We start from the raw sequence: 23,522 nt of genomic DNA on the forward strand, positions 1-23,522 counted from the left end.
GGTGACCGATCTTCCCGTTCCGTCCGTGGCTCCCGACTGGAGCGCGGACGGCGCCAACCTCGTGGTGCACGCGGACAATGCGGAGTACCTCTTCTTGCTGCCCGACGCCGCCTTCACGATGATCTACGTGGATCCGCCGTTCAACACCGGGCGGGTGCAGCGCCGCCAGCAGACCACCATGGTGCGGGCGGTCGAGGGGGCCGGGGACCGCGTGGGCTTCAAGGGCATGTCCTACTCGACGGTCAAAGGAGTGCTCGCGAGCTACGACGACGCCTTCGAGGACTACTGGGACTTCCTGGCGCCACGCCTCGCCGAGGCCTGGCGGCTCCTGGCCGACGACGGAACCCTCTACCTGCATCTGGACTACCGCGAGGTGCATTACGCCAAGGTGATGCTGGACGCCCTCTTCGGGCGGGACTGCTTCCTGAATGAGATCATCTGGGCCTACGACTACGGTGCCCGGGCCAAACGCAGGTGGCCCGCGAAACACGACAACATCCTCGTGTACGTCAAGAATCCGGCGGGTTACCACTTCAACAGCGACGAGGTGGACCGCGAGCCGTACATGGCGCCGGGCCTGGTGACGGCCGAGAAGGCGGCCCTCGGCAAATTGCCGACGGATGTCTGGTGGCACACCATCGTGTCCCCCACTGGTCGGGAGAAGACGGGCTATCCCACCCAGAAACCTGAGGGCCTGCTGCGTCGTGCGGTGGCAGCGAGCAGCCGTGAGGGCGACTGGGTGCTGGACTTCTTTGCGGGGTCCGGCACGCTCGGCGCCGTCGCGGGGAAGCTCGGCCGCCGTTTCGTGTGCGTGGACAGCAATCCGCAGGCCGTCGACGTCATGCGCGCACGCCTCGCGCCCTGGACCTGACGCCTTCGGTTTCGGGCACCGGGTCCACGGCCTCCTTGGAATGTCGGCTGCGGCGGCCGACGGATAGGTCCTGATCGTGATGAGCGCCAGGGGTCCACGTTCGTCCACGGTCCCGTGCGGCGATGCGTGCGGACGTGGCTAGCGCCGATGGACCCCTCGATCGTCGGTTTGGCGGCTTGGCTGCTGATTCTTCGACGCGCGTCTGTCCTTACCAGGCACTCTCCTGGACCGCTGTTACTGCAGGCCGGGTCCGGCGAGGAGCAGTTCTGCGCGTTCAGCCCGCTGTGCCTGTCGTAGCGCTTTCATCCTGCGTCGGTCGGTCCGGCGAGGAACAGTTCTGCGCGTTCAGCCCGCTGTGCCTGTCGTAGCGCTTTCATCCTGCGTCGGTCGGTCCGGCGAGGAGCAGTTCTGCGCGTTCAGCCCGCTGTGCCTGTCGTAGCGCTTTCATCCTGCGGCGGTCGGTCCGACGCTGGTGTGCGGGTGGGTCATCGGGTGTGCTGGAACTGCTGTGGCTGGTGCCGGGGAGGGGTGGTGCTGTGGAGTGGTAGGTGTGCCCCGTTGGCGTGTGGACCTCAACGACATGCCGGGCGGTGCTGGTCACGGAATTTGGGTGCGGTCTAGCCTTCCAGCCCGGGAGTTCCTTGGTGTGATTGCAGGCCTCACACAGTCCAGCGCCGTTGGTGAGGTTCGTGGGCCCGTTGGTGTGCCAGGGGATGATGTGGTCGTAGTGGCGGATCGGCGCGTCACAGTACGGGGTCCGGCAGAGATGGTCGCGGGCCTGGATGAACCGCCGCTGCCCGGGAGTGAACAACCGTGCCCGGGAGTCGACGGCCACCAGCTCCCCACTCCCAGGAGCGGTATAGAGACGCCGGAGCCACACCTCGAACCCTTGACGGGTTGATGGATCGGACGCGTTACCTGATGCGGATCCGGCGGCCTGACCGATCAGCGGGTCGCTTGCCGGTGGGGAGGCGTGCTCGGCGTCGTCGCCGCGGTCCTGCCCGCCTGCCTGCCCGCCGGGTTGCGTCCCAGGCTGCAGGGCGGACCGCACCGATGAGCGCTGGAACGCTGGGCCGGTCGAGGGCCCGGTGGGCTCAGTCGCTGCACGCTGGAACGCGTTTCCGTCTGCGGGCCGCCCCGCCTCCCAAAGGAGGAGGTCCCTCGCCCTGCGGGCGGGGACGATGCCGTAGCCGGGCAGCCGGGCCGGTTCGCTGTCGCCCTGGAGCAGGGTCCTATCCGTCATGATCAGCTGCACCTCGACCCGGGAGAAACCACCCGGGGTGCCCGTGGTCCGCTCCACCAGCGCATCCGCCATCAACTGCCCCCGGCTGCGCTGATCGCCTTCCGCCCGGCAGGCGTCGGCGTGCCGGGAAAGCTCCGCGTGCACCGCCACCCCCTCGGCCACGGGCAGCAGGGCGGTCAGATAGGTCATGGTGTCCGGGGCCGGACGCAGACTCACATGCCGCTCCGACGCCGCGTGACTGGCCCGCTGGGTGACCGAGCGGGGATCCCGCCGATACGCCGCCGCCCGCGCCGCGGCGGCGATCTGCCGGTCCCCGGCACCCTCGAACGTCCCCGTGTCCGGCGCCAACTCCTCATCGACCGCGCACCGATCCGCCGCCGACAGGCAGCCAATCTCCCGCACCAGCAGGGTCGCCCGCCACTCGTTCAACAGTCCCGCCTCCAAAGCGGCCTGAGTGTGGGGCATCTCCGTGACCAACGCCCTCGCCATCCCCAGCAACCGCCCACCGCGAGCCGGGGACTCACGCCGGGCGAGGGCGATCTGCGCGGCCACACCCTTGCCCTGTTCGGCGACCGGGACACCGGCGGCGGCCTGGGACCGACGCTGGTCGAGGTCGAACGCGACCGCATCCCGGGCCTGCCGAGCGGCGAGCATGGACTTCAACTCCTCCAGGTCCCGAACCTCATCGATCAACCCCGAACCATCCGACGGCATCGGGAAGGAGGCCAGCGCGACGATCAGGTCCCGCACACAACCCACCCGCACGAAACCCGCCGGGACAACACCAGCGAGGCCAGCGGCGGACGGGACAGCATCAGAAGAGATCGCGGCAAAGGCGCTCCGGGTGGACGGGGCACGGTCCGACGGGACAGAGTGCGACGGGACAACAGCAGGTGCGACGCGGTCCGACGGGACAGAGGCCGACGGGACAACAGCAGGTGCGACGCGGTCCAGCGGAACAGAGGCCGACGGACCAACACCCGGTGAGACGCGGTCCGACGGGACAGAGTGCGACGGGACAACAGCAGTTGCGACGCGGTCCGGCGGGACAGAGGCCGGCGGGCCGTCACCCTCGTGCGCAGCACCACCGGACCCGGTAGCGCTGAACTGATGAATCAATTCGCGCAGCTGCCGGATGAGTTCAGCACGCCCCGGGCCCATCGGAAGGGACGCCACCAGGTCGATCAGATCCTGCACAGAGTCACCGGGAAGCATCGCCGCCGGGACAACGACGGATGGGACAGCAATCGACTGGATCAGATCGGACGAGGCGCCGGCCCGCCGCGATAGCCCACCCGTATCGGTGGTGTCGAGTGGAGCATTCCTGCTGCTGTCCATACTGAATTCTCCCCGCCGCCACCGACATTATGAGGTCGCTACGAGTACTCACGGGAGACATGATTCATCGATGCTCAGGGTCTCCAGGATCCGGATTCTTCGATGGCACCATGGCGCGTCAGATGTGGGGAAAGGACGCCGAAGCGGGCGTGCAGCGCGTCGAGACCCTCATCGGAGGACCACCGCACCTACTGCCGAACCGGGCCTTAGGCGACCGACGCACCCGTGGCGAGGGCCTGGATGGCGTCGAGGGTCTCGGCCGTGGTGGTGTTCTCGCCGAGCAGGTTCGGCTTCCCGAGCCCGTGGTAGTCGCTCGAGCCGGTCATGAGGAGCCCGCGGTCCCGCGCGATCGCCCGCAGCTTCACGCGCGCGCTCTCCGGGTTGTCCCGGTGCTCCACCTCGAGGCCCAGCAGGCCGGCGTCGATCATCTCGTCGAGGACGGCCCCACCCGCCACGGCCCCGCGGGTGAAGGCCGACGGGTGGGCGAAGACAGGGACGCCCCCGGCGTCGCGGATGAGGGCGACGGCGAGCGCGGGATGCGGTGCGTAGTGGCTGACCCAGTAGGGCGAGCGCGCGGTCAGGATGCGCTCGAAGGCCTCGGAACGCGTGGTGACGATGCCGAGCGAGATCAGCGCATCGGCGATGTGGGGCCGCCCCACGGTAGCGCCCTCCGTCACATGCTGCTCCACGAGCTCCCAGGTGATCGGGAAGTCCTCCGCCATCAGTTCGACCATGCGGCGTGCACGCGTCAGGCGAGCCGTCCGTGATTTCCCGATCTCCGTGAGCAGCCCGGTGTGCAGCGGGTCATGCAGGTAGGAGAGCACATGCACGCTGATGCCCGTGTCCGTCTGGCAGGACACCTCCATTCCCGGGATGAAGGCGATCCCGCGGGACGCGGCTGCGGCCAGGGCCCGGTCCCAGCCGGCAGTCGAATCGTGATCGGTCAGCGCGACGGCGTCGAGGCCCGCGGCTGCCGCCGACGCGATGAGGACCTCCGGGTCCTCGGTGCCGTCCGAGACGTTGGAATGCGTGTGCAGATCGATTCTCACCGGACCAATCTACGCTGGAACTCCTCCGCCCCGGCGCGCGCCGCATCGAACGGCGTGACGATCAGTGCCAGTGCATCGAGCGGAGCGAAGCCGACGGTCCCGCTCGGACTTTCCCGTGGCGCAGTCGCGGTGGGAGGATGACGGGGTGAGCTCTGACGACACCGCCCCCGCATCCCTGAATCCCACCGACTCCCCCGAAGGCCAGCCCCTGTCGGACCGGAACGACAACCGGTCCCAGCGGCCCGACTCCGAGGCCTTCAAGGCCTTCATGGCGAGCAACTGGGCACCGGCTGAAGAGCAGCTTCCGGGCGCCTCGCCTGTCGCCCCGCACGCGGCACGTCGCCGTCGCGCCATCTCCGACCGCTTCCCCGGCGAGCGCGTCGTCGTCCCCGCGGGCCCCTTCAAGGTCCGCTCGAACGACACGGACTACCGCTACCGCCCGCACTCCGGCTTCGCACACCTGACCGGCCTCGGCCTGGACCACGAGCCCGACGCCGTGCTCGTCCTCGAGCCCGTGGAGCAGGGAGCGGGCGACGACGGCGGCAACCACACCGCCACGCTGTACTTCCGCGAACCCGCCGGGCGCGACAGCGACGAGTTCTACGCGAACGCGCGCTACGGCGAGTTCTGGATCGGTCAGCGCCTGTCGATGGCGCAGATCGAGGCCCAGCTCGCGCTGCGGACCGCCGATCTCGCCGGGCTCGAGGTGGCCATCACGAAGGACGCCGGCGTGGTCGAGATCGGCGGCGTCGGCATCCGGCTGCTCCGCGAGGTCGACTTCAACGCCGACGCCCTCGTGGACACCTCGCGCATCAACACCGGGGTGGACCTCGAGAAGGCCGACGCCCTCGACGCAGTGCTGGCCGAGGTGCTCTCCGAGCTGCGTCTCGTCAAGGACGCCTGGGAGATCGAGCAGATGGAGGCGGCGGTCGCCGCAACCGTGGAGGGCTTCCACGAGGTGGTCCGGACCCTCCCTCGCGCGATCACCCACCCCCGGGGCGAGCGCGTCATCGAAGGCGCCTTCTTCACCCGCGCCCGTGAGGAGGGCAACGATCTCGGATACGACACCATCGCCGCCTCCGGCAACAACGCCACCACGCTGCACTGGATCCGCAACACCGGGCACGTCCGGGCCGGCGAGCTGATCCTGCTGGACGCCGGCGTCGAGGCCGAGAGCCTCTACACCGCCGACATCACCCGCACCCTGCCGGTGAACGGGCGCTACACCGAGGTGCAGCGCAGGATCTACCAGGCGGTGCTCGACGCCGCCGACGCCGGTTTCGCGGCCGCCCGGCCCGGCCGGAAGTTCCGGGAGATCCACCTCGCCGCGGTCACCGTGCTCGCCGAGAACCTCGACAGCTGGGGGCTTCTGCCCGTCACGCTCGAGGAGGCACTGGCACCCGAGGGCCAGCACCACCGGCGGTGGATGCCGCACGGCACGAGCCACCACCTCGGCATGGACGTCCACGACTGCGCACAGGCGAAGCGTGAGCTCTACCTCGACGGGGTCCTCACCGAGGGCATGGTGTTCACCATCGAACCGGGCCTCTACTTCAAGGCCGAGGACCTCGCGGTGCCCGAGGAGTACCGCGGGATCGGCGTGCGCATCGAGGACGACATCCTCATGACGGCCGACGGCCCGGTCAACCTCAGCGCGGCCCTGCCGCGCACCCCCGGGGACGTCGAGGACTGGATGGGCGGCATCTGGGGCAGCACCGGCGAGTAGCCACCCGACCCACGGCCGGACAGGACGAAGGCAGGGACCCGGACCGGGTCCCTGCCTTCGTCCTGTCCCCGCGACAGGCGCCGTCGCTGGTGCCGACGTCCGCCGTCGCCCGAGGATCTAGCGCTGTCCGCCCGCCGCGCTCGAGCCGTGCCCGCCGTCGTCGTCCGCGCGGGGTCCGGGCTCTCCGGTGGAGGGGTTTCCGCTCGGCGCCGAGGGTTCTCCGGGCTGCTGGCCCTCCAGCCGTACGCCGTACTGCGGCCGTCCATCCGGAAGGTCGGGGAACTGTCCGCGCCGGGGGCCGGTGGTACCGGGTCCGGCGGTCTGGCTCTCGTCGGTGACGGGCTGCTGCTGCTGAGGCTGCGGCTGCTGGGGCTGCTGGGGCTGCGGCTGCTGCGGGCCCGCGTAGGGGTCGTTCCACGAAGCGGGGCGCTGCGGCGGCTGCTGGCCCGGCGCCTGCCCCCAGCCCGACGGGTTGGCGCCCGGGTGCTGTGCCTGGCCGTTCATGGGCAGCTGCTGCAGGAGCCTGCGGGCTTCCGCGGCGAGCTCCGGTTCCACGATCACGTCATAGCTCGTGGCGATCACCTGGCTGGTCGAGGTGAAGTCGCGCTTGCCCCGCTGGAACGCATAGGTGATGACACCGAAGAGCAGCCAGAAGATGGCACCGAGGGCGATCGACGAGAAGATCGTGATCCCCGACTCGCTGTCCGCGAACAGGCTCAGGATCAGTCCCACGAAGAGCCCGAACCAGGCTCCGGTCGCCGCACTGCCGAGCGCCACCCGGGGGTAGCTGAGGCGTCCGGTCACACGCTCCACGGTCTTCAGGTCGTTGCCGATGATCGCTACCCGCTGCACGGCGAACTTGTTGTCGGCGAGGTAGTCGACGGCCTTCTGGGCGTCGAGATAGCTGGTGTACCGGCCGATCGGCTCGCCCGTGGGAAGTACCCGGCCGAGGTCGCGAGAGGCGGTGGTTCCAAGTGGTGGTGTCGACATACCCCCCATTCTTGCCTAACGCCCCCGCCGATGGGAGGCATATCGCCGGGAGAGAACTGCCAGTCCGCTGATGGTGCGCTGACCGCCGGCTGGACGGCCGCCGCCCCGATCGATCCTGATGCCCCCGTGTCGTGCCACGCCCGATAGCCTAGGGAGGTGACTACCAACTCGACCCGCGTCTTCGTCGCCCGGCTCCTGGGCCTCGATGTCTTCGATCCGCTCGGCGACCGTCTCGGCCGCCTGCGGGACGCCGTCGTGCTCGATCGCGGTCCGGCCAAACCGCCGCAGGTCATCGGCCTCGTCGTCGAGGTCCCCGGCAAGAAGCGCGTCTTCGTGCCCATGACGCGCATCACCTCCATGGACCCGTCACAGATCATCTGCACCGGCCTCGTCAACCTGCGCCGCTTCGAGCAGCGCGGCGCGGAGATGCTCATGGTCGCCGAACTCTTCGACCGCCGCCTGACCCTGCGCGACGGGAGCGGGAACGCCGTCGTCGAGGACGTCGCGATGGAGCGCAACCGTACGGGCGACTGGCACGTGTCGCAGCTCTTCGTGCGCCGCGGCGGCTCGTCGGCCCTGCGCGGGCTGCGCCGCGGCGGCGAACGGCTCATCATCGACTGGCTCGACGCCTTCCACGGCACCACGGACGAACCGCAGGGAGCCACCCAGTTCGTCGCGCAGCACGACGACCTCAAGGCTGCCGACTTCGCGGACGCGCTGCACGAGATGACCGACAAGCGGCGCATCGAGGTGGCGGGCGAACTGCAGGACGACCGGCTCGCCGACGTGCTGCAGGAACTGCCCGACGACGACCAGGTCCAGATCCTGACGTCGCTGACGCGCGAGCGGGCGGCCGACGTCCTCGAGGAGATGGACCCCGACGACGCCGCCGATCTCCTCAACGAGCTCCCAGAGGCGCAGAAGGAAGAGCTGCTCCAGCTCATGGAGCCCGACGACGCCGAGGACGTGCGCCGCCTGCTCGAGTACGAGGAGGACACCGCGGGTTCCCTCATGACCACCGTGCCGGTGATCCTGTCTCCGGAGGCGACCGTCGCCGAGGCCCTCGCCCATGTGCGGCGCGAAGAGCTGACCCCCGCGCTCGCGTCCTCGATCTTCGTGTGCCGCCCGCCCCTCGAGACGCCGACCGGCCGCTACCTGGGGGTCGTGCACATCCAGCAGCTGCTGCGCTATCCCCCGCCGGAGCCGCTCGGCAACATCATCGACACCGATCTCGAGGCGATCGGTGACCAGTCGAATGTCAGCGAGGTGTCGCGCATCCTCGCGACCTACAACCTCAACTCGCTGCCCGTCGTCAACACGGAGGGCCGGCTCGTCGGCGCCGTGACCGTCGACGACGTGCTGGACCACCTGCTGCCCGACGACTGGCGGGCGCAGGACGACGCACCGGGACAGAAGCGAGGCGACCGCCGTGGTTGAGAAGATCAGGTCGAGTTCGCGTGGACTGGACACGCCCCGGGTGGTGCGGAAGCGCTTCCTCCTGAGGCCGCGGCCCAACCCCGACCGCTTCGGCAGCGCGACCGAGAACTTCGCCCGCTTCATGGGCACGCCCCAGTTCCTGCTGTACATGACCGTGTTCTGCATCCTCTGGCTGTGCTGGAACAGCTTCGCGCCGGAGGACGTCCGCTTCGACAACGCGGCGCTCGGGTTCACCGCGCTCACGCTGATGCTGTCCCTGCAGGCCTCCTACGCTGCACCCCTGCTGCTGCTCGCACAGAACCGTCAGGACGACCGCGACCGGGTCTCGCTGCGGCAGGACCGCCAGCGGGCCGAACGGAACCTGTCCGACACCGAGTACCTGACCCGGGAGATCGCGGAGCTCCGTATCGCGCTGCGCGAGGTCGCCACGCGCGACTATGTGCGCTCGGAGCTCCGCTCCATCCTCGAGGAACTGCTCGAGACGACGGACGGGCAGGAACTCACGCTGCAGAAGAGGAAGCCGCGGAAGCCGTCCGAGGCCACGGTCGCCCTGCCGAAGGTCCAGTCCGCCGGGAGGAAATCGTCCCGGTGAGCCGCGACCTGCCCACCGAGGAGGCCGTGCGCTCGGCCCTGGCCACGGTCATCGATCCCGAACTCCGCCGCCCCATCACCGAGCTCGGCATGCTCGAGTCCGTGGAGATCGTCGGACGGACCGTGCGCATCCGCGTCCTGCTGACCATCGCGGGCTGCCCGCTGCGCGACACCATCACGCACGACGCCGAGGCTGCACTCTCCGCCGTCGACGGCGTGGACGCCGTCGAGGTGGCTCTCGGGGTCATGGACCAGGGACAGCGCGATACGTTGAAGGAGCAGCTGAAGGGTGCGGGTGGCCGGCGCGGCATCCCCTTCAACGATCCGGAATCGCTCACGAGGGTCTACGCGGTGGCGAGCGGCAAGGGCGGCGTCGGCAAGTCGAGCGTCACGGTCAACCTCGCCGTCGCCATGGCCGCGCAGGGACTGCGCGTGGGCATCGTGGACGCCGACGTCTACGGGTTCTCCGTCCCCGCCCTCATGGGCATCACGCAGCAGCCCACGCGGGTGGACGAGCTCATCCTGCCGCCTGTCGCCCACGGCGTGAAGGTCATCTCCATCGGTATGTTCGTCGAGGGCAACCAGCCCATCTCCTGGCGCGGACCGATGCTGCACCGCGCCCTCGAGCAGTTCCTCACGGATGTGTACTTCGGCGACCTCGACGCACTCTTCCTGGATCTCCCCCCGGGCACCGGTGACATCGCGATCTCCGTCGCGCAACTGCTCCCGTCCTCCGAACTCCTGGTCGTCACGACACCGCAGAGCGCTGCCGCTGACGTCGCCGAACGGGCCGGCGCCATGGCGGCGCAGACCGGGCAGGGTGTCGCGGGTGTCATCGAGAACATGTCCTGGCTCGAACTGCCCGACGGGACGCGGCTGGAGCTGTTCGGTGCCGGTGGTGGCAGTGCTGTCGCAGCGCGGCTGTCGACGACGCTCGACTCCACGATCCCGCTGCTCGGCAGCATCCCGCTCGATGTGGCCCTCCGCGAGGGCGGCGACGCCGGTACGCCGCTCGTCCTGCAGGAGCACGACTCGGCGGCCGGCGCGGAACTGAGGTCCATCGCGTCCGCCCTCGCCCGGCGGCCGCGCGGCCTGGCGGGACTGAGACTTCCGGTCAGCGTCCACTGACGCCTGCGGGGCAGGTGTCGGGAACGGCCCTAGGTGGCCTCGAGGTCGTACGGTGCGGGCTGGCCCGCCGAGAGCCGGGGGCCGAGCGGAGCGGAGAGGGCCGGGCGGACGGCGGCGGACGCCGCAGCCGGCGGAACAGCCCTGGGGGCGCCGTCGCTCAGGGGTTTGAAGGCGTCCTCGACGTCGTCGAGCAGCGCTTCCTTGATGATGCGGCGGGGGTCGTACTGACGCGGATCGAGCTTCCGCCAGTCCACCTCGTCGAGTTCGGGGCCCACTTCCTCACGGAGCTGCTCCCGAGCCCCACTCGCCATGCGGCGGAGCCCCTTCACGAGGCGGGCGAGCTGGGCAGCGTACTCCGGAAGGCGCTCCGGCCCGAGCACCATCACGGCGATCAGGGCCAGGACCACGAGTTCGAGACCGTTGATTCCCAACACGTGAAAAGACTACCTTCCCGTCCCGTGCCGGACCTATCCGACGTCGTCCTGGGGGTCGGTGATCATCGACAGGCCTCGGATGATGCGTTCCACCATCGAGTCCTCCTGCGCCTGCGGGGCGAGGGATAGCTGCGCGTGCTCCGTGGTGACCAGCTGGATGAGAGTCTTCGGCATGGCGGCCGGGGGGAGGTCCGAGACCACCGTGTACGTGACCGACGGCGAATCGAGGACCGCCTGCCAGGGGGCGCCGGCACGGACCCAGACATCCCGGTCCGCACCACCGATGTGCTCGAAGCCGTCCGACGCCACGCTGTTGCCGGTCACGGCGTTGACGGGCGCCGGGGCAGCCCGCCGGTCCACACTCGTGCCGCCGACCTTCCGCTGCTCGTAGACGGTCACCGTGTCGCCGTCGTTCTCGAGGACCAGTTCGAGGGTGGGCCGTCCGCCTACGGTGATGCCCTCCGCGCTCTGCAGCGTGAATCCGAGGGCCTCGAGTTCCGGGCAGTACCAGCCGCCGGCCCGCAGCGTCTCGAGCTGGTCCGTGTCGAGATAGGTGGGCGTCTGGGGCGCGACCGATTCCCAGCCCGACTGCAACGCCGCCGTCCCGCTCGAGGGGGCCGCCGCCACCGGTCGGGCCTCTGCGCCCACCACGTAGGCTGAGGCGAGGATGGCGACGGCGACCACGGCGGAGCCGCCGGCGGCGGCGAGGACCGGGTGACGGCGTCGACGGGGGTCGGCGCGCTCGTGGTGGTCACGCACGAAGACCGCACTCGAGCCCGCAGGGAGGGTGCGGGGCTCCGGGGAGCGTCCGGCTCCGGACGAGAGCAGACTGCGCTGGAAGTCCGGGTGCGGGTGCGGACGGTTCAGGCCGAGCAGCGTGCTCTTCAGTCCGCGGATCCGCACGAGGGCGGCCGCGCAGGACGAACAGCGGGAGACGTGCCGTTCCACGGCGATGCGCCGTCGATCGGTCAGCTCACCGTCCACGAGGTCCTGGAGGGAACGATGGGGATGGAGCATCGCTTTCAGCCCAGGCCCGCGATCCGTGGGACCCCCAGGGCGGAACCGCTCTTGCCTGCCGTGCGGGGGTCCATGTGGGCGAGCTTCTCCCGCAGCATCGTCCTGCCCCGATGGATGCGCGAGCGGACGGTGCCGAGCTTGACCCCGAGCACCCGGGCCACCTCGTCGTACGCCAGGCCTTCGAGATCACAGAGCACCACGGCCGCGCGGAAGTCCGGCGGCAGTTCCTCCAGGGCAGCCTGCACGTCGATGTCGAGGTTGTTGAACTCGAAGCTGCGCTCGGGGCCCGGGTGCTTGCTGGGCAGGCGGCTCTCCGCTTCCTCCGTCAGGCCGTCGAAGCGGATGCGCGTCTTGCGGCGCGCCTGGTCGAGGAACAGGTTCGTGGTGATGCGGTGCAGCCACCCGTCCAGCGTGCCCGGCTTGAAGTTCGCGAGTGACCGGAAGACCCTGACGAAGACCTCCTGGGTGAGGTCCTCGGCGTCGAACCTGTTGCCGGTGAGCCGGTAGGCCAACCGGTAGACCTTGGGCGAGTAGTTGGTGACGACTTCTTCCCACGACGGCGCAACCCAGGGGTTGCCATGCTCGTCGAGGATCGGCGCCTCCGCCGCGGGGATGGCCTCCCCGGCTGCCTGGGCCGCCTTCACACTGGACATCTTGTTCCCCTCTTCGCCTCGACTTCCGGACCTGCGCCGCCCGGAGCCGTGGGGCTCGAACGGTGGTGTCAGGGATTCGAGACTGTGCTCGCGCCGGATGTCCCGAGGAAAAAGTCTTTCCCACCAAGCTGGGAACTCGCTGGCAGGGCGGCGCCGGGGCGGCGCCCTACCCGGTCCCGGCATGGAAGTGCGCCCGCGCCGCACAGTAGTGTTGGGGCGGGGCTCCGGCCTGCCGATGGCCCCCTCAATCTCCCGCGCTCACAGAATGGATGTCCATGGCCGCCGACAAACACAGCAGTTGGTCCTACACCGAAGGACTCCCGGAGGAGGACGACACCCTGCTCAGGGCGCGCGACCGGTCGCACGAGCTCGGCGTGACCCCGGTGACGCCGGCCGTCGGGGCGGCACTCACCGTCCTCGCAGCCGCGTCCAAGGCCACGACGGCCGTCGAGGTCGGCGCAGGCGCGGGTGTCTCCGGAGTCTGCCTGCTGCGCGGCCTGGGCCGGAACGCCGTCCTGACGACCATCGACTCCGACGTGGACCACCTCCGTGCCGCGCGGGAGGCTTACGCGGAGGCGGGCATCCCCTCGAACCGCACGCGGACCATCTCGGGCCGCGCAGCGGACGTACTCCCCCGCCTCACCGATGCGGCCTACGACCTGGTGTTCATCGACGCCGACAAGCCGGGCCTCCCCGCGTACGTGGAGCAGGCCACACGCCTCCTGAAGGACGGCGGCATCATGATCGTCAATGACGCGCTGGACCAGGACCGCGTGGCGGAGCCCGCCGTGCGCGAGCAGTCGACCAACACCCTGCGTCAGGTCGGCCGGATGGTCCGCGAGAACGATGCCCTCGTGTCGGCGCTCCTGCCCACCGGCAGCGGACTCCTCCTGGCGGTCAAGCAACGCGCCTGACGGCGCGGGCCCGGTACCTAGCGCGCGAGCTGGTTCGTGACGTCGAGCAGGCAGTCCTTGAGGCGGCTTGCCTCCTCGGCGTTGAGTTCGACCACGAGGCGTCCGCCGCCGTCGATCGGCACCCGCATGATGAGGCTGCGCCCCTCCTTGGTGACTTCCATCGGTCCATCGCCGGTACGCGGTTTCATGGCAGCCATGGGGGTGTCCCTTTCAACAGGGCGCGACCGCGATCAGCGGCAGCGCAACAGTAAACGGTGCTCCACCGCAGCGACCTGTACAGGGCCCCGATGTGCACGTCATCACCTTTATTATTCAGCACAAGTCCTGCACCTGCTAATTCAGGTGCGGCGTGGATCACACTCAGGGTGGATAATCCCCGTCCGGGCGGGTCGGGGTCCACGCCCACAGCCAGTCCACCCACAGGAACTGGAGCACCACGCACACCGGCAGGAGCACCCAGAGGAGGCGCCCCCTGCGCAGAGTCGCGACAGCGAGCGCCAGGGGGAACAGTGGCAGCAGGATGCGCCAGGTGCTCGACTGCGGGTCCCAGAACGCGGCGAGGTAAAGCAGGTATCCGGCGCACCAGGCGCCGGGCACGAGACCGATCGAGCGCACGGACGGAGCCAGGAACATCCCGATCGCCCCGATGACGAGGGCGGCAACCACGAGCGCCCCCGCCGCGGGCCCGACGACGGCGGCCGGAGCCTCGAACCAGGGCACGAACGGCACCAAGGTCTCGCCCCGCCAGGCCGTCTCCGTCGCGACGTAGGCCGTGTACTGGCCCGTCGCAGCCCAGGCGATGAGCGGCCAGGCGACCGCCGCGACGGACGAGACCACGCCGAGCAGGAACAGCGGGAGCATGCGTCCCGCCGCGTCGCTGCGTACGCCCGGATCACCCGCCCGGCGCGCAGTCCACAGCGCGTGGAGGAACAGGATCCCCGTCGCGATCGCGAAGGGCACCCCCGCAGGGCGTGCCAGGCCCATGAGCACGACGACGGGCATGGCTGCGTAGTACCGGCCGCTCGAGACGAGGTACAGCGCCGAGGCCAGCAGCAGCAGGTGGAGCGACTCCGCATACGGCACCTGCAGGATGGCCGCGACGGGGGCGAAGGACACGACGGCGACCCCCGCGAGCGCCGTCCGATGGTCCGACCGCAGCCTGAACAGGCGGTAGATGACGAGCGACGCCGCCGCCGCCGCGACCACCGAGACCACCGGGGCGAGGGTCCCCCACCCCAGGCCGGTGACCGCAGCCAGGCCGCGGACCAGTCCCGGGTAGAGCGGGTGGAACGCCCACTGGTTGTGGCTGACGACGCCCAGTGCATCCCGCGGCAGTTCGGACGGATAGCCCTCCAGGAAGATGCGTTCGTACCAGCCGCTGTCCCAGAAGCTGATGAACGCGCCGTACCCGGGTGCAGGGCCGGACCACGGGCTGGGACCCTGGCGTGTCGCGGCGAGCAGGAAGATCGCGGTCGACACGAGGCGACCGGCGCAGAAGACCGCCAGCACCTGCAGGACCCAGTGGACCTGCAGCCGGACCGGCCGCGCGGTGGCGGCGGTCGCGGCGGACCTCGTCCGGCTCACGCGGCGCCGTCGTCGGACGCAGTCCTGACATCCACGCCGGCGTCCGCGGCCGGCCCCGCCTCGATGGTCTCTCCCGCGGAGGCGCGGATCCAGCAGTCCTGCAGGTGGTCGTCGACGTACCCCGTGGCCTGCAGCATGGCGTACGCCGTCGTCGGGCCGACGAAGCGGAAGCCGAGGCCGCGGAGGTCGCGGGCCAGTGCCGTGCTCTCGGTCGTGATCGCCGGGACGTCGGCGAGGGTGGCGGGGGCAGGGCCCGGCCCGGGGCGGTGACGCCCGAGGACCGCGCCGAGCGTGGTGCCCTCCGGGAGTGCGAGCAGGGCCCTGGCATTGGCGATCGTCGCATCGATCTTCTGCCGGTTCCGGACGATCCCGGCGTCGGCCATGAGCCGCTCGACGTCGTGCTCGTCGAACGCCGCCACCGCCTCGGGGAGGAAGTGGGCGAAGGCGCTGCGGAACGCGTCCCGTTTCCGCAGGATGGTGATCCAGCTGAGGCCGGACTGGAAGGCCTCGAGGCTCAGCCGTTCGAAGAGTCCGGCCTCGTCCCGGACGGGGCGGCCCCATTCGAGGTCGTGGTACCGCTCGTAGTCGACGCTGGAGACCGCCCAGCCGCACCGCAGCCGGCCGTCGGAGCCGGGGACCGCCCCGCTCATCGTCGGGCGTCCTGCGCCGCGAGCTGCGAGCGCAGCGCTCCGATGAGGGCGTCCCGCTCGGCGAGGGCCGCCGCCAGCCGGTCGAGCACCTCGTCCACCTGGTCCATGCGGTAGCCGCGGAGGCCGAGGCCGAACCGCACGGCGTCGACGTCCGGCGCGGAGGGGTACTCGGGCAGCAGGACGGGGGGCAGGCTCGCCACCGGCTCGACCAGCCCGAGGCCGTCCTGCCGGGACGGTGCGTCCCTGCCGCCGTCGTCGCCCGGCTGCCCGTCGGCCGGGTGGGCACCCGAGCCCGTCCGGGCAACGGCGCCGAACCGCCGGAGCGGCGCCGGAAGCGGGCGCCCCGACGCGAGGATTGCGGTTCCTCCCACGAGCAGGACGGCGAGGATCACCAGGAAGATAGTCACACCGTAATGGTGCCAGAGTCGCCTCTCAGCGGTGCCCGGACGCAGCACTCGGGGTTCGGTCGTGCCCCGACGAGGCCGCGACGATCCGCACGGCCTCCTCGGCCGTGTCGACGAGCTGCAGCAGCGAGAGGTCCTTCTCCGAGATGGTCCCCTCGGCGAGCAGGGTGCCCTCCACCCAGTCGAGGAGCCCGCGCCAGTAGTCGACGCCGATGAGCACGATCGGGAAGGAGGTGACCTTGCCGGTCTGGACGAGGGTCATCGCCTCGAACAGCTCGTCGAGGGTGCCGAAACCACCCGGCAGCACGATGAACCCGTTGGCGTACTTGACGAACATCGTCTTGCGCGCGAAGAAGTACCGGAAGTTGATCCCGAGATCCACCCACTCGTTCATGCCCTGCTCGAAGGGCAGTTCGATGCCGAGACCCACCGATACCCCGCCCGCCTCGCACGCACCCTTGTTCGCGGCCTCCATGGCGCCGGGCCCTCCCCCGGTGATGACGGCGTACCCGGAGTCCGCGAGTCGCCGACCCACCTCCTGGCCGATCGCGTAGAAAGGCGAGTCCCGCGGCGTGCGCGCCGACCCGAACACGCTGATGGCCGGGCCGAGATCGGCCAGCGTGCCGAATCCCTCGACGAATTCGCTCTGGATGCGCAGCACGCGCCACGGATCCGTGCGGGTGAAGCCGCCGCCGGGATCGGAGTCCAGCAGCATGTTGTCGGACTGCGGAGCGGCCGCCTGGCCCCGCCGCAGTTCCACCGGACCCTTGCGGCGGGCAGGCCGGGCAGGTGCGCCGTTCGCGCGCGCACGGGCTGTGCCGTCCGGGGCCTGCGCGGCGGGACCGGCGTGCGCCGCCTGCACCGCGCCGTCGTCCGCGATGGAGGGCCCGGGGTGAGCACCGGCCGGGGGCTGCTGGGAGTGAGACATTGTCCTAGGCTAACCAATGCTCCGGGCAGTCAGGGGAGGCCCGCAGCAATATCCCGAGGCAACATACAGGGCACTGATTGCACTTGAATCACAATCATCCCCATTACACCCGGGTGTATTGCTGGAGAGGAATAGTTCGCTACATTTCTCCCATGACAAGTGAACCGCAACCGACTACGCCCGCGTCCTCGGGAAGCCCCCTCGTCTCGCTCAAGAACGTGAACAAGCACTTCGGGGATCTCCACGTCCTGCGCGACATCAACCTCGAGGTCGGCCGCGGAGAGGTCGTGGTGGTCATCGGGCCCTCCGGGTCCGGGAAGTCGACCCTGTGCCGCGCCATCAACCGCCTCGAGACCATCGACGACGGCGAGATCGCCATCGACGGCAAGGTGCTCCCCGCGGAGGGCAAGGCCCTCGCGCACCTGCGCGCCGACGTCGGCATGGTGTTCCAGTCGTTCAACCTCTTCGCGCACAAGTCGATCCTCGAGAACGTGACCCTCGGTCCGATCAAGGTCCGGGGCATGAAGGGCGGCGAGGCCAAGGAGCTCGCGATGTCGCTGCTGAAGCGCGTCGGCGTCGACAACCAGGCGCAGAAGCTCCCCGCCCAGCTGTCCGGCGGCCAGCAGCAGCGCGTGGCCATCGCACGGGCCCTCGCCATGAAACCGAAGGTGATGCTGTTCGACGAACCGACCTCCGCCCTCGACCCGGAGATGATCAACGAGGTCCTCGACGCGATGGTCGCCCTCGCGAAGGAGGGGATGACCATGATCGTCGTGACCCACGAGATGGGCTTCGCCCGCCGCGCCGCCGACCGCGTGATCTTCATGGCCGACGGCCAGATCATGGAAGAGGCCACGCCCGAGGAGTTCTTCACGAATCCGCAGAGCGATCGTGCCAAGGACTTCCTAGGCAAGATCCTCTCGCACTGACCCCCGCACCGCCAGAACCCACGAGGGCCTTCCGAGGCCGCGACGCAAGGAGAACCAATGCGAAACACCCGATACGCAGCAGCCGCGGTGGCTGCGATTGCCGCACTCACACTGTCCGCCTGTGGCGGCGGCGAGAGCGCCGAGACCGAGGGCGGCGGTGAGAGCGGCGGCGGCGAGAGCCTCCGCATCGGCATCAAGTTCGACCAGCCGGGCCTCGGCTACGACGAGGGCGGCTCCTACTCCGGCTTCGACGTCGACGTCGCGAAGTACGTGGCGGGCGAGCTCGGGGTGTCCGAGGAGAACATCGAGTTCGTCGAGGCGCCGTCCGCGAACCGCGAGAACCTGCTGTCCAACAACCAGGTGGACATGATCTTCGCGACGTACTCGATCACCGACACCCGCAAGGAGACCGTGGACTTCGCGGGACCCTACTTCGTCGCCGGCCAGGACCTCCTCGTCCCGACGGACAGCGACATCATGGGCCCCGAGGACCTGGAGGGCAAGAACCTCTGCTCGGTCACGGGCTCGACGTCGGCCCAGAAGATCAAGGACCAGTACCCGGGCGTGCAGCTCGTCGAGCAGCCCGGCTACGCCGAGTGCGTCACGGCGATGGGCGGCGGCCAGATCGACGCCGTCACCACCGACGACATCATCCTCGCCGGCCTCGCCGCGCAGGAGTCCAACGCCGGCAAGTTCAAGGTCGTCGGCAACACGTTCTCCGAGGAGAAGTACGGGGTCGGCCTGCCCAAGGGCAGCGACAGGTGCGAGGACATCAACGCGGCGATCACGAAGATGATCGACGACGGCGCCTGGGAAGAGGCGATCACCAGCAACACCGAGGGTGCCGACTACACCTTCAACGCGGAGCTGAACCCGCCCACGCCGGAGCCCTGCGCCTAGCATCGCCCCCATTGGCGGGGTGGTCCCCCGGACCACCCCGCCAATGCCATGTCCCCACCAGGAAAGAGGTGAACCGTGGAGGACTACCTGTCGCTGTTCGAGACCTATGACGTGCTCGCCGCGTTCTGGGTCAACATCCAACTGTCGTTCTGGGCCGCCATCTGGGCGCTCGCCATCGGCACGGTGCTGGCCCTGTTCCGCATCTCCCCCATCCCGAGCCTGCAGTGGTTCGGCGCGGCGTACGTGAACATCTTCCGCAACACGCCGCTGACCATCATCCTGGCCTTCGGCTTCCTCGGACTGTTCTCCGTCATGCAGATCAGCCTCGCGGCCGACCTGAACGCCAGCCTGTTCCGCATCGCCATCGTGGGCCTGTCCGTGTACCACGCGGCCTTCGTGTGCGAAGCGATCCGCAGCGGCGTCAACACCGTCCCGCTCGGACAGGCCGAGGCCGCACGGGCCATCGGCCTGAGCTTCCTCCCGGCGGCGCGCCTCATCATCCTCCCCCAGGCCTTCCGCGGGGCCATCGCGCCTCTCGGGAACGTGCTGATCGCCCTCATCAAGAATTCGACGGTCGCCGCAGCGGGCTCGGTGGCCACCGAGGCCTCAGGCCTCATGAAGACCATGATCGAGTTCCGCTCGGACCTGGTGATCCCCATCTTCTTCACCTTCGCCCTCGGTTTCGTGGTCCTGGTGATCCCGATCGGACTGCTGACCACCTGGGCCTCACGGAAACTGGCGGTGGCACGATGAGCGCGCAGCAGGTCCTCTTCGACGCCCCGGGTCCCCGCGCACGCCGGAACATCCTGATCGGCAACATCGTGGGCGTGCTGGTCGGTCTCGGCATCCTCGCCTGGATCGTCTCGACGCTGGCGGAGAAGGGTCAGCTCGAGGCGAGCATGTGGACACCCTTCCTCGAGTCCAGGACCTGGGAGTTCTTCATCCTCCCGGGGCTCGCCAACACGCTGAAGGCCGCTGCGATCGCCATCGTCACCTCGGTGGTGTTCGGCCTGATCTTCGGCGTGGGCCGGCTCTCGCACCTGACACCCGTCCGGTGGGTCGCCGGCGTCGTCGTCGAGTTCCTGCGTGCCGTCCCCGTGCTGCTGATGATGATCTTCTTCTGGCTGGCACTCGGCAGTTCGGGTGCGGTACAGCCCGAGAATGCGCCGCTCATCGCGGTGGTCATCGCCCTGACGCTCTACAACGGCTCCGTGATCGCGGAACTGGTCCGGTCGGGGGTCGAGGGACTGCCGAGTGGACAGCGCGAGGCGGGCATGGCCATCGGCCTCACGGCCAACCAGTCGCTGCGCAGCATCGAGGTGCCGCAGGCCCTCATCGCCATGCTGCCCGCCCTGATCAGCCAGTTCGTGGTGATCCTGAAGGACTCGGCGCTCGGCTTCATCATCACGTACCCCGAACTCCTGCAGTACATGCGCCGGCTAGGGGTCGGCGAGGGCAACATCATCCCTTCGCTGATGGTCGCCGCCACGATCTTCATCATCATCAACTTCGGGCTGTCCACCCTCGCGACCCGGCTCTCCGTGCTCCTGAGCTTCAGGACCAAGGGCCGCAAGCCCGTCGCGGAGGGGGCGATCGCCCTGGACGCGGCCTCCACCTGAGCCGTCCCAGCAGCAGCAACGACGAAGGACCCGGCGGATGCCGGGTCCTTCGTCGTCGGCGGACCGGGCGGTACGCCGGGGCGACGCGGGTCCGGACGGACAGCCAGGACGGAGGGTCAGGACGGCCGGGTCAGGACAGCCAGGTCATCAGGGCGCCCAGGCATGCGCGGATGGCGTCGGCGTGGACGTGCTCGTCGTCCGTGTGCGCGAGGAGGGCATCGCCGGGCCCGAAGTTGACCGCCGGCACCCCGAGCGCGCTGAACCGCGCGACGTCGGTCCAGCCGTACTTCGGCTTCGGGTCCGCGCCGACGGCCGCGACGAACGCGGCCGCAGCGGGGTGCTGCAGGCCCGGCCGCGCCCCGGCCGCCACATCGGTCCGTTCGACGTCTAACCCCTCGAGCAGCGCCCTGACGTACTCCTCGGCCTGCTCCGGCGTCTTGTCCGGGGCGAAGCGGTAGTTCACCTCGATCACCGCGCTGTCCGGGATGACGTTGCCGGCCGTGCCACCGGTGACCATCACCGCGTTGAGGCTCTCCCTGTAGTCCAGGCCGTCCACGTGGACGGTGGCCGGCGCGTGGTCCCGCAGACGGACGAGGACCTCGGCGGCACCGTGGATCGCGTTGACACCCCGCCAGGCGCGCGCCGAGTGCGCCGCCTTGCCGGTGACCCGGACGTCGAAGCGCGCGGTGCCGTTGCAGCCGCCCTCCACGGTGCCGTCCGTCGGTTCCAGGAGCACCGCGAAGTCCGCCGCCAGCCACCCGGGGTAGGACGCCGCCACCCGGCCGAGTCCGCTGAGGGACGCCTCGACCTCCTCGTGGTCGTAGAAGATGAACGTGATGTCCCGCGTGGGCTCGGTGAGGGCTGCCGCGAGCGCGAGCTGGACGGCGATGCCGCCCTTCATGTCGGTGGCTCCCCGTCCGTACAGGACATCGCCGTCCCAGGCGGACGGCACCGTCCCCCGCGAGCCGGGAGCCGTGGGGAGGGGCACGGTGTCGATGTGCCCGGCGAGGATGACCCGCTCGGACCGTCCGAGGCTGGTCCTCGCCATGACGCAGTCGCCGTCGCGCACCACCTCCAGGTGGTCCAGGCGCCGCAGGGCCTGCTCGATGGCGTCCGCGATGCCCGCCTCGTTGCCGGAGACACTCTCGACGTCGAGCAGTCGCGCGGTCAGGAGGGCTACGTCGGAGGTCGGATCGAGGGCCGTGGAGGGGGTGGGCATCATGCTGCAACACTATCGCTCGGTAGACTTGCACCCATGACTGCTCCTACGCCCAGCCCGTCCATGTCCGCTTCCCGGCGGCCGGCCGGAGGCCTCGGCCTCGCCACCGTCGCCACCGACGGGACCGTCCTGGACACCTGGTACCCCGCACCCTGGATCGGCGAGCCCGGAATGGACGACGCCGCGGCTGCCGACCTGCGGGACACGCTGGAGGCGCTGGCGGAGTCCGGCGTGGACGACGCCCGGCACGTCACGCAGCGGGTCGTCGACCTGACCGTGGACCTCGACGTCGCCCCCGCCGGGACCGAGGACGCGTACCTGAGGCTCCACCTCCTCTCCCACCGGCTCGTGCAGCCGAACACCATCTCCCTCGACGGCATCTTCGGGCTGCTGGCGAACGTGGTGTGGACCAACTACGGGCCGGTCCCCGTGGACGGATTCGAGACGGTCCGGGCCGCGCTGCGTGCCCGGGGTCCCGTGGCCGTCCACGGCGTCGACAAGTTCCCGCGCATGGTCGACTACGTGGTCCCGGCAGGCGTGCGGATCGCCGATGCCGACCGTGTCCGCCTCGGCGCCCACCTCGCCGACGGCACCACCGTGATGCACGAGGGCTTCGTGAACTTCAATGCGGGGACCCTCGGCCACTCGATGGTCGAGGGCCGGATCTCGGCAGGGGTCGTCGTGGGGGACGGCTCGGACATCGGCGGAGGAGCCTCGATCATGGGGACGCTCTCGGGCGGCGGGAAGGAACGCATCACCATCGGCGAGCGGTGCCTGCTGGGCGCCGAGTCCGGCGTCGGGATCTCCCTCGGGGACGACTGCGTCGTCGAGGCCGGGCTCTACCTCACGGCGGGCACCAAGGTGACGCTGCAGGACGGGACGCTCGTCAAGGCCACGACGCTCTCCGGGGAGCCCGGCATCCTCTTCCTGCGCAACTCCGCCACCGGAGCCGTCGAAGCCCGTCCCCGCAGCGGCGAGGGCATCGCCCTCAACCCTGCCCTGCACGCCAACTAGCGCATGGCCCCGCGGACCCCGTCGGCCGCCGTCCGGCGCCGACGGCGGCGGCTCCGTACCGGTGCCATGCTCGCCGGACTCGCCGTCGTCGTCGTCGGCGGTACCGCCATCGCCGTCCACCAACTGGACGAGAGCGAGGTCCTGGTCCGGGAGCGGTGCAGCGCGACCGTGGGAGCGGACACCTTCGAACTCACCCCGGAGCAGACCGGCAACGCCGCCCTCATCTCGGCGGTCGCCGTGAGCCGGGGGCTGCCGGCCCGCGCGGCGTCGATCGCCATCGCGACGGCGATCCAGGAGTCCCGGCTGGAGAACATCGACTACGGGGACGACGCCGGACCGGACTCCCGGGGACTGTTCCAGCAGCGCCCCTCGCAGGGCTGGGGGACGGAGGAGCAGATCATGACCCCCGTCTACGCCGCGGGCGCCTTCTACGACGCCCTGGTCAGGATCCCGGGGTACGAGACGCTGCCGATCACCGAGGCCGCCCAGACGGTCCAGCGCTCCGCCTACCCGACGGCGTACGCCGACCACGAGCCGGAAGGCCGCGCGTTCGCCTCCGCGCTGACCGGTCACTCACCCGCAGCCCTGGACTGCACACTCCGCGAGCCCTCCGCCGCCGGCGACCCGCTCGCCGTCCCGATCGCGGCCGAGGAGGTCTTCGGTCCGCTCGGCGGGACGGTGGACGGGACCCGCCTCACGCTGGACGCCGCGGACACCACGGGCTGGGCCGTCGCGCAGTGGGCGGTCGCGAACGCATCCGCCCTGCAGATCACCTCGGTCGCGTTCTCCGGGCTCGAGTGGGTCCGGGCGGACGGCGGCTGGTCGTCGACCACGACGGAAGCCGGGACGGTGAGCATCACCGTCGCGGGGGCGACACCCTGATC

At 70.0% G+C, this 23,522-nt stretch carries 24 protein-coding genes; 12 read left to right on the plus strand and 12 right to left on the minus strand.

Going from position 1 to position 23,522, the window contains the following annotated elements:
• Nucleotide 1 precedes the first annotated feature (1 nt).
• Nucleotides 2–871 (plus strand): DNA-methyltransferase, encoded by an 870-nt coding sequence (locus tag IWX63_RS01670; protein ID WP_334685545.1) that lies wholly within the window; start codon nucleotides 2–4, stop codon nucleotides 869–871.
• Between the two features lie 373 nt (nucleotides 872–1,244).
• Here IWX63_RS01670 and IWX63_RS01675 read toward each other — a convergent pair whose 3' ends face one another.
• Together IWX63_RS01675 and IWX63_RS01680 are read right to left on the minus strand one after the other, a co-directional pair.
• Nucleotides 1,245–2,828: an HNH endonuclease gene (locus tag IWX63_RS01675; protein WP_334685567.1), complete on the minus strand. Its 1,584-nt coding sequence runs from the start codon at nucleotides 2,826–2,828 to the stop codon at nucleotides 1,245–1,247.
• 830 nt (nucleotides 2,829–3,658) lie between these two features.
• On the minus strand, nucleotides 3,659–4,501 hold the full coding sequence (locus IWX63_RS01680) for a PHP domain-containing protein (RefSeq protein WP_199276399.1): 843 nt from the start codon (nucleotides 4,499–4,501) through the stop codon (nucleotides 3,659–3,661).
• A gap of 145 nt (nucleotides 4,502–4,646) precedes the next feature.
• Here IWX63_RS01680 and IWX63_RS01685 point away from each other — a divergent pair, with 145 nt between their 5' ends.
• Nucleotides 4,647–6,227, plus strand: coding sequence for an aminopeptidase P family protein (locus tag IWX63_RS01685; RefSeq protein WP_199276400.1), 1,581 nt, complete (start codon nucleotides 4,647–4,649; stop codon nucleotides 6,225–6,227).
• Nucleotides 6,228–6,344: 117 nt separating this feature from the next.
• Here the strand turns inward: IWX63_RS01685 and IWX63_RS01690 are convergent, their stop codons facing one another.
• The gene (locus IWX63_RS01690; RefSeq protein ID WP_199276401.1) at nucleotides 6,345–7,217 is read right to left on the minus strand and encodes a general stress protein; all 873 of its coding nucleotides are present in this window, start codon (nucleotides 7,215–7,217) and stop codon (nucleotides 6,345–6,347) included.
• Nucleotides 7,218–7,373: 156 nt separating this feature from the next.
• Here IWX63_RS01690 and IWX63_RS01695 point away from each other — a divergent pair, with 156 nt between their 5' ends.
• From IWX63_RS01695 to IWX63_RS01705, 3 genes are read left to right on the plus strand one after another with little or no spacing between them, the layout of a single operon-like run.
• Nucleotides 7,374–8,654 carry a magnesium transporter MgtE N-terminal domain-containing protein gene (locus tag IWX63_RS01695; RefSeq protein WP_199276402.1) on the plus strand — a complete coding sequence of 427 codons (1,281 nt, stop codon included), beginning with the start codon at nucleotides 7,374–7,376 and terminating at the stop codon, nucleotides 8,652–8,654.
• Nucleotides 8,647–9,246, plus strand: coding sequence for a DUF1003 domain-containing protein (locus IWX63_RS01700; protein WP_199276403.1), 600 nt, complete (start codon nucleotides 8,647–8,649; stop codon nucleotides 9,244–9,246). Before IWX63_RS01695 ends, IWX63_RS01700 begins: the two co-directional genes overlap by 8 nt.
• Complete coding sequence (locus IWX63_RS01705; RefSeq protein WP_334685546.1) at nucleotides 9,243–10,373, plus strand: Mrp/NBP35 family ATP-binding protein; 1,131 nt, start codon at nucleotides 9,243–9,245, stop codon at nucleotides 10,371–10,373. The genes IWX63_RS01700 and IWX63_RS01705 overlap by 4 nt, the downstream gene beginning before the upstream one ends.
• A 29-nt stretch (nucleotides 10,374–10,402) precedes the next feature.
• Here IWX63_RS01705 and IWX63_RS01710 read toward each other — a convergent pair whose 3' ends face one another.
• From IWX63_RS01710 to sigE, 3 genes are read right to left on the minus strand one after another with little or no spacing between them, the layout of a single operon-like run.
• The gene (locus tag IWX63_RS01710; protein ID WP_199276404.1) at nucleotides 10,403–10,807 is read right to left on the minus strand and encodes a Sec-independent protein translocase TatB; all 405 of its coding nucleotides are present in this window, start codon (nucleotides 10,805–10,807) and stop codon (nucleotides 10,403–10,405) included.
• A gap of 33 nt (nucleotides 10,808–10,840) precedes the next feature.
• On the minus strand, nucleotides 10,841–11,824 hold the full coding sequence (locus tag IWX63_RS01715) for an anti-sigma factor family protein (protein ID WP_199276405.1): 984 nt from the start codon (nucleotides 11,822–11,824) through the stop codon (nucleotides 10,841–10,843).
• Between the two features lie 5 nt (nucleotides 11,825–11,829).
• A complete protein-coding gene (gene sigE, locus IWX63_RS01720) occupies nucleotides 11,830–12,477 on the minus strand; it encodes an RNA polymerase sigma factor SigE (RefSeq protein ID WP_199276406.1) in 648 nt (215 codons plus the stop codon).
• A 275-nt stretch (nucleotides 12,478–12,752) separates the two neighbouring features.
• Between sigE and IWX63_RS01725 the strand changes: the two genes are divergently transcribed.
• A complete protein-coding gene (locus IWX63_RS01725; protein WP_043441015.1) occupies nucleotides 12,753–13,391 on the plus strand; it encodes an O-methyltransferase in 639 nt (212 codons plus the stop codon).
• A 17-nt stretch (nucleotides 13,392–13,408) separates the two neighbouring features.
• On the opposite strand, the gene IWX63_RS01730 is transcribed toward IWX63_RS01725, so the two are convergent.
• From IWX63_RS01730 to IWX63_RS01750, 5 genes are all read right to left on the minus strand, one after another.
• On the minus strand, nucleotides 13,409–13,588 hold the full coding sequence (locus IWX63_RS01730) for a DUF3117 domain-containing protein (RefSeq protein WP_199276407.1): 180 nt from the start codon (nucleotides 13,586–13,588) through the stop codon (nucleotides 13,409–13,411).
• A gap of 163 nt (nucleotides 13,589–13,751) precedes the next feature.
• Complete coding sequence (locus tag IWX63_RS01735) at nucleotides 13,752–14,975, minus strand: hypothetical protein (RefSeq protein ID WP_334685547.1); 1,224 nt, start codon at nucleotides 14,973–14,975, stop codon at nucleotides 13,752–13,754.
• Nucleotides 14,972–15,625 (minus strand): DNA-3-methyladenine glycosylase I, encoded by a 654-nt coding sequence (locus IWX63_RS01740; protein WP_199276408.1) that lies wholly within the window; start codon nucleotides 15,623–15,625, stop codon nucleotides 14,972–14,974. Before IWX63_RS01740 ends, IWX63_RS01735 begins: the two co-directional genes overlap by 4 nt.
• The gene (locus IWX63_RS01745) at nucleotides 15,622–16,032 is read right to left on the minus strand and encodes a DivIVA domain-containing protein (RefSeq protein ID WP_199276409.1); all 411 of its coding nucleotides are present in this window, start codon (nucleotides 16,030–16,032) and stop codon (nucleotides 15,622–15,624) included. Before IWX63_RS01745 ends, IWX63_RS01740 begins: the two co-directional genes overlap by 4 nt.
• Nucleotides 16,033–16,057: 25 nt before the next feature.
• Nucleotides 16,058–16,957, minus strand: coding sequence for a TIGR00730 family Rossman fold protein (locus IWX63_RS01750; protein ID WP_199276410.1), 900 nt, complete (start codon nucleotides 16,955–16,957; stop codon nucleotides 16,058–16,060).
• 152 nt (nucleotides 16,958–17,109) lie between these two features.
• Here IWX63_RS01750 and IWX63_RS01755 point away from each other — a divergent pair, with 152 nt between their 5' ends.
• The 4 genes from IWX63_RS01755 to IWX63_RS01770 all read left to right on the plus strand — a co-directional run bounded on the left by IWX63_RS01755 (nucleotide 17,110) and on the right by IWX63_RS01770 (nucleotide 20,405).
• On the plus strand, nucleotides 17,110–17,886 hold the full coding sequence (locus tag IWX63_RS01755; RefSeq protein ID WP_199276411.1) for an amino acid ABC transporter ATP-binding protein: 777 nt from the start codon (nucleotides 17,110–17,112) through the stop codon (nucleotides 17,884–17,886).
• A 57-nt stretch (nucleotides 17,887–17,943) separates the two neighbouring features.
• Nucleotides 17,944–18,786 (plus strand): glutamate ABC transporter substrate-binding protein, encoded by an 843-nt coding sequence (locus IWX63_RS01760; protein WP_199276412.1) that lies wholly within the window; start codon nucleotides 17,944–17,946, stop codon nucleotides 18,784–18,786.
• A gap of 75 nt (nucleotides 18,787–18,861) precedes the next feature.
• Nucleotides 18,862–19,539, plus strand: a complete 678-nt coding sequence (locus tag IWX63_RS01765; protein ID WP_199276413.1) for an amino acid ABC transporter permease — start codon at nucleotides 18,862–18,864, stop codon at nucleotides 19,537–19,539.
• Nucleotides 19,536–20,405 (plus strand): amino acid ABC transporter permease, encoded by an 870-nt coding sequence (locus tag IWX63_RS01770; protein ID WP_199276414.1) that lies wholly within the window; start codon nucleotides 19,536–19,538, stop codon nucleotides 20,403–20,405. Before IWX63_RS01765 ends, IWX63_RS01770 begins: the two co-directional genes overlap by 4 nt.
• 130 nt (nucleotides 20,406–20,535) lie before the next feature.
• Here the strand turns inward: IWX63_RS01770 and dapE are convergent, their stop codons facing one another.
• A complete protein-coding gene (dapE, locus tag IWX63_RS01775; RefSeq protein WP_442859078.1) occupies nucleotides 20,536–21,627 on the minus strand; it encodes a succinyl-diaminopimelate desuccinylase in 1,092 nt (363 codons plus the stop codon).
• Between the two features lie 33 nt (nucleotides 21,628–21,660).
• Here dapE and dapD point away from each other — a divergent pair, with 33 nt between their 5' ends.
• Both dapD and IWX63_RS01785 read left to right on the plus strand, forming a co-directional pair.
• Nucleotides 21,661–22,638, plus strand: a complete 978-nt coding sequence (gene dapD / locus IWX63_RS01780; protein ID WP_199276415.1) for a 2,3,4,5-tetrahydropyridine-2,6-dicarboxylate N-succinyltransferase — start codon at nucleotides 21,661–21,663, stop codon at nucleotides 22,636–22,638.
• A gap of 3 nt (nucleotides 22,639–22,641) precedes the next feature.
• The gene (locus tag IWX63_RS01785; protein WP_334685548.1) at nucleotides 22,642–23,520 is read left to right on the plus strand and encodes a hypothetical protein; all 879 of its coding nucleotides are present in this window, start codon (nucleotides 22,642–22,644) and stop codon (nucleotides 23,518–23,520) included.
• The last annotated feature ends 2 nt before the right edge of the window (nucleotides 23,521–23,522 follow it).

The sequence above is a fragment of the Arthrobacter sp. CAN_A2 genome (assembly GCF_015752045.1).
In the GTDB taxonomy this organism is placed as follows: Bacteria; Actinomycetota; Actinomycetes; order Actinomycetales; family Micrococcaceae; genus Arthrobacter_D.